This is a genomic window from Comamonas aquatilis (genome assembly GCF_965139575.1).
GTDB classification, from domain to species: domain Bacteria; phylum Pseudomonadota; class Gammaproteobacteria; order Burkholderiales; family Burkholderiaceae_C; genus Comamonas; species Comamonas aquatilis.
In genome coordinates this window covers 1-13,984 of the sequence record NZ_CBCSIW010000032.1, presented here as the reverse complement: position 1 = coordinate 13,984, position 13,984 = coordinate 1, and the positions used below count along the sequence as shown (strand labels likewise).

17 protein-coding genes and 1 pseudogene are annotated in these 13,984 nt (G+C 60.9%); all 18 read left to right on the top strand.

The genetic code is table 11. The features are described 5' to 3' along the window. Window positions 1–3: 3 nt before the first annotated feature. Complete coding sequence (locus tag ACNAZA_RS21540; protein WP_415798542.1) at window positions 4–876, top strand: head maturation protease, ClpP-related; 873 nt, start codon at window positions 4–6, stop codon at window positions 874–876. Window positions 877–886: 10 nt separating this feature from the next. Next, a complete protein-coding gene (locus tag ACNAZA_RS21535) occupies window positions 887–2,233 on the top strand; it encodes a phage major capsid protein (RefSeq protein WP_415798541.1) in 1,347 nt (448 codons plus the stop codon). Window positions 2,234–2,281: 48 nt separating this feature from the next. Beyond that, window positions 2,282–2,524, top strand: coding sequence for a hypothetical protein (locus ACNAZA_RS21530; RefSeq protein WP_415798540.1), 243 nt, complete (start codon window positions 2,282–2,284; stop codon window positions 2,522–2,524). Then, a complete protein-coding gene (locus tag ACNAZA_RS21525; protein ID WP_415798539.1) occupies window positions 2,521–2,859 on the top strand; it encodes a head-tail connector protein in 339 nt (112 codons plus the stop codon). The genes ACNAZA_RS21530 and ACNAZA_RS21525 overlap by 4 nt, the downstream gene beginning before the upstream one ends. Before the next feature lie 96 nt (window positions 2,860–2,955). Beyond that, a complete protein-coding gene (locus ACNAZA_RS21520; RefSeq protein WP_415798538.1) occupies window positions 2,956–3,120 on the top strand; it encodes a hypothetical protein in 165 nt (54 codons plus the stop codon). Beyond that, complete coding sequence (locus ACNAZA_RS21515; RefSeq protein ID WP_415798537.1) at window positions 3,117–3,458, top strand: phage head closure protein; 342 nt, start codon at window positions 3,117–3,119, stop codon at window positions 3,456–3,458. The genes ACNAZA_RS21520 and ACNAZA_RS21515 overlap by 4 nt, the downstream gene beginning before the upstream one ends. After that, window positions 3,448–3,921, top strand: a complete 474-nt coding sequence (locus ACNAZA_RS21510) for an HK97-gp10 family putative phage morphogenesis protein (protein WP_415798536.1) — start codon at window positions 3,448–3,450, stop codon at window positions 3,919–3,921. Before ACNAZA_RS21515 ends, ACNAZA_RS21510 begins: the two co-directional genes overlap by 11 nt. Continuing rightward, window positions 3,918–4,286, top strand: coding sequence for a tail completion protein gp17 (gp17, locus tag ACNAZA_RS21505; RefSeq protein WP_415798535.1), 369 nt, complete (start codon window positions 3,918–3,920; stop codon window positions 4,284–4,286). Before ACNAZA_RS21510 ends, gp17 begins: the two co-directional genes overlap by 4 nt. Window positions 4,287–4,334: 48 nt before the next feature. Next, window positions 4,335–4,835, top strand: a complete 501-nt coding sequence (locus tag ACNAZA_RS21500) for a phage tail tube protein (protein WP_415798534.1) — start codon at window positions 4,335–4,337, stop codon at window positions 4,833–4,835. Continuing rightward, window positions 4,832–5,290 carry a phage tail assembly chaperone family protein, TAC gene (locus ACNAZA_RS21495; protein ID WP_415798533.1) on the top strand — a complete coding sequence of 153 codons (459 nt, stop codon included), beginning with the start codon at window positions 4,832–4,834 and terminating at the stop codon, window positions 5,288–5,290. The genes ACNAZA_RS21500 and ACNAZA_RS21495 overlap by 4 nt, the downstream gene beginning before the upstream one ends. After that, on the top strand, window positions 5,287–5,466 hold the full coding sequence (locus ACNAZA_RS22405; protein ID WP_034380229.1) for a hypothetical protein: 180 nt from the start codon (window positions 5,287–5,289) through the stop codon (window positions 5,464–5,466). Before ACNAZA_RS21495 ends, ACNAZA_RS22405 begins: the two co-directional genes overlap by 4 nt. Window positions 5,467–5,495: 29 nt before the next feature. Continuing rightward, on the top strand, window positions 5,496–6,128 hold the full coding sequence (locus tag ACNAZA_RS21490; RefSeq protein WP_415798532.1) for a hypothetical protein: 633 nt from the start codon (window positions 5,496–5,498) through the stop codon (window positions 6,126–6,128). Window positions 6,129–6,188: 60 nt separating this feature from the next. Next, window positions 6,189–8,810 (top strand): phage tail tape measure C-terminal domain-containing protein, encoded by a 2,622-nt coding sequence (locus ACNAZA_RS21485; protein WP_415798531.1) that lies wholly within the window; start codon window positions 6,189–6,191, stop codon window positions 8,808–8,810. After that, window positions 8,811–9,278: a hypothetical protein gene (locus ACNAZA_RS21480; protein ID WP_415798530.1), complete on the top strand. Its 468-nt coding sequence runs from the start codon at window positions 8,811–8,813 to the stop codon at window positions 9,276–9,278. A 2-nt stretch (window positions 9,279–9,280) separates the two neighbouring features. Beyond that, window positions 9,281–9,772, top strand: a complete 492-nt coding sequence (locus ACNAZA_RS21475; RefSeq protein ID WP_415798529.1) for a DUF1833 family protein — start codon at window positions 9,281–9,283, stop codon at window positions 9,770–9,772. Beyond that, complete coding sequence (locus ACNAZA_RS21470) at window positions 9,769–10,230, top strand: NlpC/P60 family protein (RefSeq protein WP_415798528.1); 462 nt, start codon at window positions 9,769–9,771, stop codon at window positions 10,228–10,230. Before ACNAZA_RS21475 ends, ACNAZA_RS21470 begins: the two co-directional genes overlap by 4 nt. After that, window positions 10,145–12,832: a host specificity factor TipJ family phage tail protein gene (locus tag ACNAZA_RS21465; protein WP_415798527.1), complete on the top strand. Its 2,688-nt coding sequence runs from the start codon at window positions 10,145–10,147 to the stop codon at window positions 12,830–12,832. The genes ACNAZA_RS21470 and ACNAZA_RS21465 overlap by 86 nt, the downstream gene beginning before the upstream one ends. Window positions 12,833–12,903: 71 nt before the next feature. Then, a pseudogene (locus ACNAZA_RS21460) lies at window positions 12,904–13,984 on the top strand (hypothetical protein); the annotation flags it as partial.

The following is a 13,984-nucleotide window of genomic DNA, read 5'->3' as shown; positions in this document are numbered from 1 at the left end:
ACCATGAGTATGAAAAATCTGCCGGCTGCACCGATGGGGCGGCCGAGCGCCAGCGTGCGCTGCGAAATCCTTCCGCGCGCGCTCGAGCGCTGGAGCCCTGAGGTGCGCGCCGCCGATCGCGATGAAGACCGGGCAATCAGCATCTATGACGCCATCGGCTACGACCCCTGGACAGGGGAGGGTGTGACGGCCAAGCGCGTGGCAGGCGCATTGCGCAGCCTTGGCAAAGGCCCGGTGACGGTGAACATCAACAGCCCGGGCGGCGACATGTTCGAGGGCCTCGCTATTTACAACCTGCTGCGCGAGCACGAGGGCGAAGTCAACGTCAAGGTGCTGGGGCTGGCGGCGTCTGCCGGCTCGGTCATCGCCATGGCGGGCGACACGGTGCAGATTGCGCGCGCCGGCTTCCTGATGATCCACAACGCGTGGGTTGTGACCATGGGCAACCGCAACGACCTGCGTGAGCTGGCGACCTGGCTCGAGCCCTTCGATGCAGCCATGGGCGACATCTACGCCGTGCGCACCGGGCTGGAGTCGAAGGCCATCGCCAAGCTTATGGACTCGGAGTCCTGGATTGGCGGCGCGGCTGCGGTGGAGCAGGGCTTTGCCGATGAGCTACTGGCATCCGACCAGGTGGGCCGGGGCAGCTCGAATGCTAGCGCCTCAGCCGTTCGCCGGCTGGAGGCTGCGCTGCGCAACAGCGGAATGCCCAAGAGCGAGGCAATGCGCCTCATCAGCGAATTCAAGTCCAGCGTGGGCGATCCCGCTGGCGGCGGTGAGGGTGATCCCACCGAACGCGGCCGATCAGCCGCAATTGCGACGGGGGCGGCATCCAGCCTCTCGGCGTCTCTTCTCTCTCACCTCCAACCATCCTGAAAGTTCAACCATGAAAACATCTCGATTCCTTTCTATTGGCCTGCTGGTGGCTGTCGCCGCAGTGTCCCTGACCGCTCAGGCCGCAGGCTTCGACGTCACGGCCTTCGTCACTGCCCATGCTGATGTCTTGGGCGGCCTCGCCATGCTTGGCGCCGCCGGCACAGTGGAGGACGTGTCCGCTGAATACAAGAAGGTCCAGAATGACCTGAAGACGGTCAGCGACCAGCTGAAGGCTCACGCCGAGACAGCTGCCAAGAACGCCAATCTCAGCGCAGAAACCCGGCAGCAGGTGGATGCATTGCTTTTGAAGCAGGGCGAGCTGCAAGCCAACGTCCAGAACGTCGAGCAGTTGATCGCCAAGCTTGAAGCGAATGGCGCGGGTGCCGATGTCCAGCACCAGTCTCTGGGCCAGCAGTTCGTGAACAGCGAGGAGGTTAAGTCCTTCCTCGGCAAGACAACCCCGCGCGGCCGCGCCGACATGACCATCAATGCGGCGATCACCAGTGTGACCACCGACACGGATGGTGCGGCCGGCGATCTGGTGCAGACGACACGCCTGCCCGGCGTGCAGGCGCTGCCCCAGCGTCGCATGACGGTGCGTGACCTGATCACCCCCGGAAAAATGGATGGCAGCGCGCTGGAGTACGTGAAGGAAACCGGCTTCACCAACAATGCCGGCATGGTGGCCGAGACCGCCAAAAAGCCCGAATCGACACTGAAGTTCGATCTGGTGAGCACCACCGCCAAGGTGATTGCCCACTACATGAAGGCTTCGCGTCAGATTCTGAGCGATGCATCCCAGCTGGCCAGCCTGATCGATGGCCGCCTGCGCTACGGCCTGGCCTTCAAGGAAGAGCAGCAGTTGCTCAACGGTGACGGCACTGGCCAGAACCTGCTGGGTATCATTCCGCAGGCTTCGGCGTTTGCCGCCCCCTTCGACCCTGCGGGAACGGAGACGAACATCGACAACATTCGCCTTGCTTTCCTGCAGGCTGAGTTGGCCGAGTTCGCTTCCACGGGCGTGGTGATGAATCCCATCGACTGGGCGCGCATCGAGTTGCTCAAGGACTCCACTGGCCGCTACATCATCGGCAACCCGCAAGGCGTAATCGGTGCCACTCTGTGGAACCGTCCAGTGGTCACCACTCAAGCAATTGACGTGGACAAGTTCCTGGCCGGCGCCTTCAAGTTGGGCGCCCAGGTGTTCGACCGCTGGCAGGCGCGCGTTGAAGTCGCCACCGAGAACGAAGACGACTTCGTGAAGAACATGGTCACCATCCTGGCCGAAGAACGGCTGGCGCTGGCGGTCTATCGTCCCGAGGCGTTCATCTACGGCGACTTCGGCAATGTGACCTGATGACTGGGTCCGCTTCGGCGGGCCCGTTCATTTCCACCAGGAGAAAACATGCTCATCAAGTTCAAGAAGCCGGATCCGCGCGCCGGCCTGATCGCGCGCATGGACAGCAGCCGCGGACAGCAGCTGATCGACGCTGGCGCTGCGGACCAAGAGGCCGAGGGCGCCGCAGCCGGTACCGCGACCGTGGAGTCTGGTCAGCCGACCGAAAACACCGTCCAAGCTCAGGCATCTTCGGCCGGGGACCAGTCGGTCGAGGCGGCCAAGCCCAAGGCAAGCCGGGGGCGGAGGTGAGTCTCATCGAGCTGGGCACGGCCAAGATTCATCTGCGCACGAATGGCGATGGCGAAGATGACCTGATCGGCATCTACCTTGATGCAGCGGAGTCCGCGGCCGTCGAGTTCCTCAACCGCAATGTCTACGCGACCCTGGCGGACTTGGAGGCGGCTGCAGAGCCGGATGAGGCTTGCCCCATGGTCATCAATGGCCCTGTGAAGGCGGCCATGCTGCTGATTCTGGGGCATCTGTACGCCAACCGCGAAAACAGCGTAGTCGGCGTTTCGTCCCAAGATTTACCCATGGGCGCGCATTCTCTGCTGTGGCCCTATCGCATAGGACTGGGGGTGTAGAGATGCAAACCGACTGCAATGTGTGCAACGCCACCCGGGTCTGGGCGGAAAAGTGGAGAAGGATCGCATATGAGCGCGCCAAGAAAGTCCTCGGACATGCAACGACTGATCCAGAGCAACCTGGCAGTGGCGGAAGCCCTCAACCTGCAGACCAAGGCGATGCAGGATCTGACGGAGGGCATAGCCAGCCTGCTGGATCAAATGGCTGATGATGCGCAAGAGGTCGCCCAGCCGCGCATGCTGGACGGGAGTTTGCTGTGATCGCGGCCGGGAAACTGCGCCACCTCGTCAGCTTGCAGTTTCGTCAGACGGGCCGCGATCCTGACTCAGGCGCCGTGATTGATCTGGGTTGGGTAGAGGTGACCAAGCTCTGGGCGAGCGTAAAACCGCTCTCTGCCCGGGAGTTCATCGCAGCTGCCGCCAGTCAGTCCCAAGTCACGGCGCGCATCGTCACGCGGCGGGATGCTCGTGTCACCGCAGCCATGCGCTTCGTGCACGACGGTCGCATCTACAACATCGAAGGCGTGCTGCCCGATCCGGTCAGTGGCCTTGAGTATCAGACACATCCAGTAAGCGAGGGCGTCAACGATGGCAAATGACGTCAAATTCACTCTGAGCGGCGCGGAGCAGTTGCGCAAGCGATTGCTTGCATTGCCGCGCGAGCTGCAACTCAAGCCTGGTCGGTCTGCCCTTGGTAAGGCTGCCAGTTTGGTGCGCAGGCAAGCCAAGATCAATGCAGAGAGCATTGATGATGCTAAGACGGGCCGAAAGATATCGGACAACATCATTCAGAGATTCCGCGGCCGTCACTACAAGCGCACCGGAGACCTGATGATCAGCGTTGGCGTTGGAACTGAAAAAGGCCGCATTCCCAAGGGGAACCCCGACACCGGCCCCAAGGGAAACACCCCACACTGGCATTTGATTGAACTGGGCACTGAGGTGGAAAAGCCTCAGCCGTTTCTGGTTACGGCAGCGCAGGCCACGGCGGAGCAGGCAATCAATTTGTTCGGCGCGGAGCTGGACAAGCAGATCACCAAGATCGTGAGCAAGCTGAAATGATGGTGCCTTTTTACCGTGTGGCGAAGGCTTCACCGGCCGTGCTCGCTCTGCTGGGTGACCCGGAGCCTCGGATCTATCCCTGGGGTGAAAACGATGACGCAGAGCGTGCCTACCCCTATGTGACGTACCGCACCGACTTGCTGCCAGACAACGTGCTGGCCGGCCGAGCATGCGCCGATGAGGGGCAGCTCTCAATCGACATCTGGGCGGAGTCTGACCAATCAGCCAAGGCGGTGCGGGATGCCCTGCGCTACGCGATTGAGCTGAACTGCTACATCAACACCATTCGCGCCATGGGGCGTGACCCCTCAACGCGTACCTACCGCATCAGCATGGATGTGAGCTGGTGGGTTCGCCGTACCTGATTTTTTCACCCATCCCGCCAAGCGCGGAAACCACCGAAAGGAACCGCCATGCCTATGTTGCCTCAAGGCACGCAGATCTATGCGCTCATGCCCAAAGACGCAGGCGCTGCTGAAGTTATCAAAGTCTCTTGCGCGCTGACCGTCGATACCGGCGAGGACGAGCGTGACGAGCACGATGACACTTGCCTGGAAGAGATGGAGTCGAAATCCACCTTTCCCGGGTTGATCACCCCTGGCGATGCCACTTTCACGGTGCGCATCGATCCCGCTGATCCGAGCCATATCAAGCTCTGGTCTCTGTACAAGGCGCGCACCAAAGTGCTCTGGGCCATGGGCTGGGGCGACGGCGTGGACATCGATCCCACCGCCCCTGTAGCTGCTAATGAAGACTGGGAGCTGCCTGAGACACGTACCTGGAGTACCTGGCGCGGCCATATCTCGGGCATGAACTTCACGGGCTTTGAAGCGGGCGGGGCACCCGTACAGGGCTCTATCAAGATCAAGCGCTCCACTGAGGCTGAATGGCTGGTGAAGGGCCGCGCACCATGAATATTCAGGACTTGATGAACCGTGGTGGCTTTGTCGATTCCTCGCCCGTTCACAAGGAAATCAAGTGGCTGGATAAGGACGGCACGATCCACATCGACCATATTTGGGTCGTGCGTCAGCCCTTCGGGGTGATGGAAAGTTTCTCAGGCAAAGGGGAGCCTGACCGCAGTCAGGGGGCCATGATGATCAGCCTCTCTGTCCGCTTGGGCATTGAAAAGCCCTCTGAGGAGCTGACCTATGACCAGGCATACAACCTTTGGCCATCGCTAGCCTGGGCCATGGTGATCGCCATTAATGAGGTCAATGCCCCAAAAAACTCTCAGCCGCCGATGAATTCCTCCACGAGCTCGTCCTCGCAGGCATCGGCGGCTGGACAGTTGCGCAAGCCAAGGCGAACCTCAGCTATGAAGAAGTCCTCGCGTGGCAAGAGTACCGGAGGCTCCACGGCCCCTTGACACTTGCCAAGCACATTGCCAATGCAGGGGCCACGGTGTCACTCACTGTCAGCAGCACCGTGCCCCGCAAGCGGGGCAGCAAGGCACCCCGATTCGCTGACTTCCTGCCTCAATGGGGTCAGAGGTCAGCTAATGATGCGGTGCTTACCCTTGAGGAGGCCATGCGCATGTTGTGAAGTAGGATTAGCCTTTTCGAGGAGGGGCTATGAGACTGATAGCATGTGCTGGCTTACTTGCATTGACGCTGGCAGGTTGTGCAACGACAGAAGGTGTAGGCTTTTCTGGGCCGCAATGGGTGGTGACACAGCAGCGCGACGCGTTCAATGACTCCGTCACAAAGATGGTGACCTTTGGTGACTACAGCACCAGCAGTGGAATCATCACGCGCAATTTTCGCTACTACCCGTTTGTAGGCACCTACAACGGAGAGTTGTTTGTCGGCCTTCGTTCTGGTGGCAAGCAGCCAATCCCAACAGGAACGGTGCAGATCCGTGTGGACGATCAGCCGGTGTGGACCATTACCCCGAGTGATACGCCTCTGTATCTTCTGCCGCCCGCGAACCAGGCAACTGCAGCTGCAGTTCCCAGTGCATCCCCCGAGCTGAGTGCTCAAGTCAAGGCTTTGACCGAGCAGTCCATGCAACAGGTTGCACGCTCGATGTCTCCATTCACAGCAGTGACTGGTGATAAGGCCAAGCAGCTGGTTGGTCAGATGCTGGCGGGCAAGCGCATCATTTTTCGAGTTGTCAGCATCAATCAGAGTGCTTCCACTGCTGGCCAGGCTGAAATTGACCAGTCATTCATCAATGGCGTTCAGTCATTGGGATTGAACATTTAACTATCCATCGCACTGATCGTGCAGCCGCCTTCGGGCGGTTTTTTTATGGGCGCTTGAAACATGGCACGGCAACTCGGCACACTGACAATCGATCTGATCGCAAAAATCGGTGGCTTTGTCAAAGGCATGACCGATGCCGAGCGCGCCGCAGATCGCAAGTCCCGAGAGATGGAGCAAAAGCTCAAGGCTCGGGCTCAAAGCGTAGAGAAGGCATGGGCCGGTATCGGCACGGTACTCACTGCAACCATCGCGGGAATCAGCGTTACAGGGGCGGTGCAAGGGGTAGTCAACCTGGCCAAGGAAACGGCCAATGCTGCCAAAGAAGTGGAGACGCTGTCACGTATCTCTGGAACGTCTACCACTCGCTTTCAAGAGTTGGCTTATGGTGCCCAGCAGGTTGGCGTGAGCGGCGAGAAAATGGCCGACATCTTCAAGGATGTGCAGGACAAGTTTGGCGATTTTGCGCAGACCGGCGGCGGCGAGATGAAGGACTTCTTCGAGAAGATCGCTCCCAAGGTCGGGGTGACTATCGACCAGTTCCGCAAACTCTCCGGCGCTGATGCCTTGCAGCTGTACTACAACAGTTTGTCCAAGGCCAACCTGTCCCAGCAGGACATGGTTTTCTACCTGGAGGCTGTGGCCAATGATGCTACGGCCTTGCAGCCTTTGCTGCAAAACAACGGCAAAGCCTGGAATGAGCTGGCTGCCGAGGCGCAAAAATATGGCCTGGTGCTCAATCAGGACGCGCTGGCGGCCAGTGCTGCATATCGTGATGAGACACGCAAGCTTGAAGCCAATCTGCAAGGCATCAAGAATGCTGTGGCTGTGGAGGTGCTCCCGGCGCTTACTCAGCTCAATAGCCAACTAGCTGATGAAAGCACGCGGCAGGCCTTTGCAACGCTCATGAGCTGGGTTGTGGATCTGACCAACGTGGTAGTGAAAGCTTCCGCCAATATCGTCGCTTTCATCAACACGAAAAACAAGCTTGGTGCGCTTCTTGGAACGGATGACTTCGGCAAGATGAAGGCTTCCGCATCGGAGGCCTCAGCCCATGTCGAACGTTTGACCGGGACACTGGAGCGTCACCAGGAAGCTCTCAGCAGAGATCCGGGGAATGCGCGGCTGCAGCGTAATGTAAGCAAGACGCGCGATCTGCTTTTTCAGGCGCAGAACGCGGCAGTGGATGCATCGGATGCCCTAAAGAACTGGGCAAATCAAAAGGATGTTCAAGTCCCTAAGGTTGAGCTCCCGGAGCCTCCGAAGCCCAAAGGGCCCTACTCCCCCGTAACGCCGCCGAAACCTGATGGAGGCAAAGGCAAGTCTCAAGCCGAAAAAGATCAGGAGGCCGCAGAAAAGTTCTTGCAGTCCTTGCGAGATCAGGCTTTCAAGATTGAGGAGAGATCCGCATACGAGCAGCTCTTCTACGATATCCAAAGCAAAAGCTTGAAGCTCTCAGAGTCTCAGCTCAGCAAAGCGACTGGCCTTGCAGCGGCCATCGATATGTCTAAGGAGGCAGAGCGCCAGCGTGCGGTCGAAGTGGAGCGCAGCAATGTGCTCTATGAGGCGCAGAACCGTCTGATTGCCAAAGAGCAGCAGCTGCAGCTGGAGCTTCTGACCTATGGCATGGGCGATAAGTCTGCTGCTGAGCTGCGCGAAAAGATCTCGCTGATGCAGCAGCACCAGGCAGAGCTGAGAAAGCTGCAGCAAGACCAAGCCAGCGCAGTCATCGGTGCGGACACTGAGAAAGAGCGTCAACGCATCCAGGCCGCGTTTGCTGAGCGTATACGGATCACGCAGACCGCGCAGCAGCAGGAGTTGCAGCTGTATGAAGACTTCCTGCAGCAGAAGCGCGAGCGCGAGGGAAATTGGCTGCTCGGTGCTCAGTCGGGTCTGGCGACGTATCTGGAAAGCGCCCGCGATATGTACTCGCAGGCGCAGGGCATCGCGTCCAGGGCCTTCACTGGCATGGAGGACATGCTGGTCAACTTCGTCAAGACCGGCAAGATGGATGTGGGCAGCCTCTTCGCTTCGATTGGCGAAGAAGTGCTGCGCATGCTGATTCGCATGGGCATCCAGATGGTGGCCAACAAGCTGTTGGGCGATACGTTGCAGGCGGCTGGTGTAGCCACCTCTGTGGCTGCTGGTGCTGCGACTGCTGCTGCTTGGGCGCCTGCCGCTGCCATGGCTTCGCTCGCATCGTTTGGTGCGAATGCGGCGCCGGCCAGTGCGGGCATTGCCAGCACGGTGGCCCTGAGCCAAGGTCTGGCAATGATCCCCGGCTTTGACCAGGGTGGCTATACCGGCCCTGGTGCACGGCTGCAGATTGCGGGCTGGGTGCATGCGGGCGAGGGCGTTCTCAACCAGGACGACATGGCCGCGCTTGGTGGGCCTGCAGCGTTCGAGGCATTCCGGCGGGGGCTGCATAGCATGCCGGGCTATGCCAATGGGGGCGTTGTCGGTGCGCCGCGTATTGCAACGCGTGCCGACTATGCCGCACAGCTTGCAGGCAGCGCACCCATAGTCAACGTCATCGAGGACGCCAGCAAGGCCGGCCAGATCGAGCAGACGCAGAACGCTGATGGCAGCTACAGCACGAACGTGTTTGTTCGCAATATCCGCAACGGCGGCGAGGAAGCGCTTGCGCTGGAGACAACTTACGGGCTGACGCGCCGAGGACGATAGATGGCACTCACTTCAAACATTGACTGGCCGCAGGGGTTCCCCTGCGTGCTGCGTGAAGGGCATACGACTCGGCACGCAAGCCCCTTGTTGCGCACCAGCATGGCCTCGGGCCGGGCGAGACAGCGCCGCAAATTCACCAGCGTGCCCAGTGTGCACACGTGTGCATGGCTGATGACGCAGGCGCAAGCGCAGGCTTTCGAGGCATGGTTTGCCGAGAGGCTGGTCGATGGCGTGGAGTGGTTCAACATGCCGCTCAGGACTCCCATGGGTTCAGGAAAGCTGCTTTGCCGATTCATGGACATGTATGAAGGCCCCGACCTAGTGGGTATCGACCGCTGGCAGATCTCGGCTCCGATCGAGGTGTGGGCGCGGCCACTGCTGCCCCCTGGCTGGGGCTTGCTGCCGGAGCTGGTGATCGGCTCCAGCATCATTGACCGGGCCGTGAATCAAGAGTGGCCGGAGGGGTAGACATGGCAATCAGTACAGCCTTGAAGCTGCTCTATGCCGGCGATGATGTGACGACCGTGCGCATCTGTACGCTGGACATCGAACTGCCGGGTGGCGAGCACATACGCCTTGCTCACAGCTATGAAGACCTCACGCTGGGGGTGGATGGGGTGCCACAAGTCTTTGAGGCCTGCGGCCTGGAGATCTCCCTGCCGGAGCGCAGCACCATCGGGAACCAGTCTCTGCGCTTTGGTCTGGGGGTGGTCGATGGTCGGGCGCATCGCCTGATCAGTGACGCGCTCGACTCTGGCCAGCCTTCGTATGTGGTCTACCGCGAGTATCTGTCGGACGACACATCGGCGCCGGCGGCCGCTCCCAAGCGCATGCTGATCCAGGGGGGCGATCTGAATAGCAATGCTCTGCAGATTGAGGGCAGCTACTTCGATCTTCTCAACCTGGCCTGGCCGCGTGATCGCTACACGGCGGACAAGGCGCCTGGCGTCAAGTACCAATGAGGCAGTTCCTGCAGACGCGCTATGTGCGCGGTGGGCGCGGTCCCGTGGACTACGACTGCTGGGGCCTGGTGCGCGATGCGCGCACGGCGCTGTTTGGCCGGGCCTTGCTGCCGACCCTGAAGGATGCTAGGCCGGGTGAGCTGCGCGGCATCACGCGCGCGGTTGACCAGGTCATAGCCCTGCATGGCTTCACACAGTGCGCCCCTCGGGTGGGCGCGGTTGCCACGGCCTGGAGGGCCAGCCTGTGCGTGCATGTGGGGCTGGTGGTCGAGGTGGACGGCCAGCTGCGAATACTTGAAACCGATGAGCCCGATGGGCCATGTCTGACTGCTCTCAACCGATTTCAGGCCCGCTACACGCGGGTTTTGTTTTATGACGATCAAGATTTACCCCGGACAGATGCCGAGCCAGCCTGTGGAGTCGCACCCATGGGCGGGCACGATTGCGGGCTGGTTTGAGGCCGTCGGCATTGACTATGCGGCGCGCGAGATCCAGCCCATCACGCTGCACCTGAATGGCGTGCTGCTGCTGGTGGAGGCCTGGGCCGAGACGGTGATCAGCAATGAAGACCAGGTTGATATCCGCCCCATCCCTCACGGCGGCGTCTTCAAGCTGGTGGGCAGCATCTTCAACTTCTTCTTCGGCTGGCTGCTTCCATCGACCAGCAATCAGCGCTACGACACGCCGCAAGGCAAGCAGCTGAGTTCGGCCGAGGGTAAGGCGAACACGGCAAAGCTCAATGGTGTGGTGCCCGAGTTGCTGGGCCAGTTCATCCGCTACCCCGACTATCTGACCCCGCCGCGCCGCTACTTCAGCACGCCGCGCGAGCAGTGGCTGGAGATGCTGCTCTGTGTCGGCCCCGGCCAGTACCAGATCGATCCGGCCACGGTCAAGATCGGCAACACGCCGCTGAGCACGCTGGAGGGTGCTGAGTTCACGGTGCATGGGCCTGGCGCCGATATCGGCGGCATCACCCAGCATGAAAACTGGTACAGCTGCCCGGAGGTGGGCGGCACCAGCGCCGGCACGGCGGGGCTTGAGCTGAGCGCCATTGATTCGGGCAACGTCAATCCTACGGCTGGCAGCTATGCGCTCAACGGCGCGCAGATCACGGCCGATGTGGATTGGCCCAATGCCTGGGGCTCTGGCACGGCCATGTCGCTGATGTTTGAGCAGGATGTCACGGTCGCCACGGTGCTGCTGACGGGCGAGGAGGGCGGCTCCTACAACACCTTCACAGCCGACTGGCGCGAGATTGCGCCCTCGCTGTGGATGCTGCTCACGGCTTCGGGTGCGCTGACGGGTTCGCTGCGGGTGGAATCCGTGGCCGGCAACATGATCACCCTGGCTCAACCTGTCAGCGACGGTGACGGGGGCTTCACCTATAGGCTCATCAGCGGCCTGCCCGATGGGGTCATATCACTGGCCGTGTGCCGTGCGGGGCGTACCTATACGGCTGCGTCGGTGGCCGGCCAGGTGCTGACGCTTGCACCCAGCGAAGGCGGCAGCTGGGCGGGCTTTGCGCCGCGCACAGTGCCTGCGGCTAAGGCAAGCTTTACCGTGCAGGCAGATACCGTCTACGGTGAGCAGGCTGGCCCCTTTGTAAGCTGCCCGGCCGCTGAGGTCTCCAGCACGCTGGAGGTGGATATCTTCTTCAGCCAAGGCCTTTGCTATGTCTCCGACAAGGGGGAGGTGCAGGGTAGATCCGTGGGGGTGGAGATCCAGTACCGGGACTACGCCGCCGGCGGCGCCTGGCAGAGCGTGGTCAAGTGGTACACCGATGCCACCATGGACCAGATTGGTTTCACCGAGCGCATCGCCTTGCCCTATGCCATGCGGCCGCAGGTGCGGGTGCGGCGCCGGGGTGCCAAGAGCACCAGCACGCAGGTGCACGATGAGGTGCAGTGGTATGCCATGCGCACGCGGCTGCCCACGCGCACCAGCTACCCCGACTGGACCACGCTGAGCGTGCGGGTGCGGGGCCTGGGGCAGATCGCGGCCAGGTCGGAGAATCAGCTCAACCTGGTTGCCACGCGCATGCTGCCCGTGCTGCAGGGCGATGGCTCCTGGAGCGCGCCCCAGCCTGCGCGGGATATCTCGGCCGCTCTGAGGCATATCTGCAGCACGGTGGGCTATTATGGGCTGGACAGCATCGACATGGCCGAGCTGCAGCGCCTCCATGGCATCTGGACGGCTCGCGGTGAAACGGCAGACCATGTGTTTGACGAAACCACGGTGCTTGCCGCCCTGCAGGCAGTGCTGGCCGCCGGTATGGCCGAGCTGACGATTGATGACGGCCTGCTGCGCCCTGTGCGCGCTGGTGTGCGTACGGTCGAGGACGGCCATGCCTACAGCGCGCAGAACACCACGGAGGGCATTGCGCGGTCATTCAGCGGCATTCGGCCCGACGACAACGATGGCGTGGAGGTGGAATTCAGCGATGCCGACGACAACTGGAACACCAAGACGGTGAACTGTGTGCTGCCGGGCTCGCTGGGCATCAAGCTGGAAAAGCTCAAGGTACTGGGGGTGACAGACCGCACGCGCGCCTGGCGCATCGGCATGCGCCGCGCCCGGCAGCAGCGCTATGAACGCTGGACGTACAGCTTCACCACGGAGCTGGACGCGCTCAACAACAGCTACGGCGACTTTGTCAGCCTGGTCGATGACATCCCTGGTTTCGGCCAATCGGCCCTGCTCACCGGCATCAGCAATGCCAGCGGCCAGGCCCGGCTGGAGGTGACGGAGCCGCTGCGCTGGGATAGCGCAGATCCGTATGTCGTGGCGTTTCGCAGGCCTGACGGCACGCTGGCCGGTCCATGGCCAGCCGCTCAAGGAGCCAGCGCCTATGAAGTGCTGGCCCCGACCCCAGCGGGGGAGTGGCCGCAGATCAAGCTGCCGGAGCCGCCTCATGTGTATTTCGGGCCGGTCACCCGCTGGAGCTTCCCGGCCATCGTCAAGAAGGTCAGTCCCAGCGGTACCGATGGTGCCAGTGTGCAGTGCGTGAACTACGACGCGCGCATCTTTGCGGATGACGACAACGATCCGCCACCTGTTTAGCAGCCGACATTGGTCGGCATTCAAGTCTCTGGCCTGCCTTGTGCAGGCCATTTTTTTGTGGAGTTTTGCCCATGCGATATGACACCGGGAATCCGCTGGATAGTGATGACCCGAAGGATTTGTCCGATAACGCGAAGAATCTGGACAACTATGCGAACTCCGAGGAGCGCATCTGGCGGGACCGCTTTGGGCGGAATCGCACTACTGCCATGGGCATCGAGTTAGCCATGCCCGCAGCTATTGCCGCGCGCGATAGGTCCGAAGCTGCGGCTGACAGGGCCGAGCTTGCAATGCAAGGAGCAGTCACCGGAGCAGATCTATACACAGATGAGCCGACTGGTAGAGCGAATGTTGCCGATGGGGCTACGTTTCAAGTCTTGGCGCCAGGGGCTGAAACGATACAGATCTACAAGCGCATCAGCGAAAGCGCGTCTGAGCTACTGGGTGAATTGCCGACAAGGCGGCAGTCCATCGTTGCCGCGTACTCCCGAGAAGACCAGTTGGCCGAATCACGAGCGCAGTTAGCTGAGCTCATTGCTAAATCGAATCAAGACGCCATAGCGCTGCTTCTCGGTCGCATCCAGAAGCTTGAATCTCAATCCCAGGACGTCAACATGACTGCATACGCGCTTTCCCATACAGCAACCACGACCTCATCCACTCTTATTGCAAGCGGACCTGTACAGCGTATCCAAGTGCTCAACCGCAGTGCAGATGCGCGTGTCGGCATCGCCTTTGGTGTTGCACCGACATCTATGAATGACGCCGGCCTGCTTGTGTTGGAGCCTGGTGCGGCACTCGATACAGACCTGATCCCGAGCACCCCCATCTACGCGATTGCCGACAGCGAAGCGCAGCTATCTGGCGCGTTTGCTGTGCCGCTGAACGAGCCCAATCCCAATTGGGAGACGGATTTCATCGCTCTGGTAACTGGTATGGGGACGGATCCTGGAGGTGTTTGGAAGGACGCTTACCGCCGTTTGTACTCCGCACTTCGTCGGGAGCGAATTCTCAGCCGCTCCCTTGGTGTCTATGTGTTTGCGGCACACAGCGATCAGGCTGCACGCCAGAACTGGGCAGCGCCGGGCAGCTATGCCGTGGCCATAGGAGCACCTGTTTTCACGGCTAAAACTGGCTTTGTTTACAACGGCT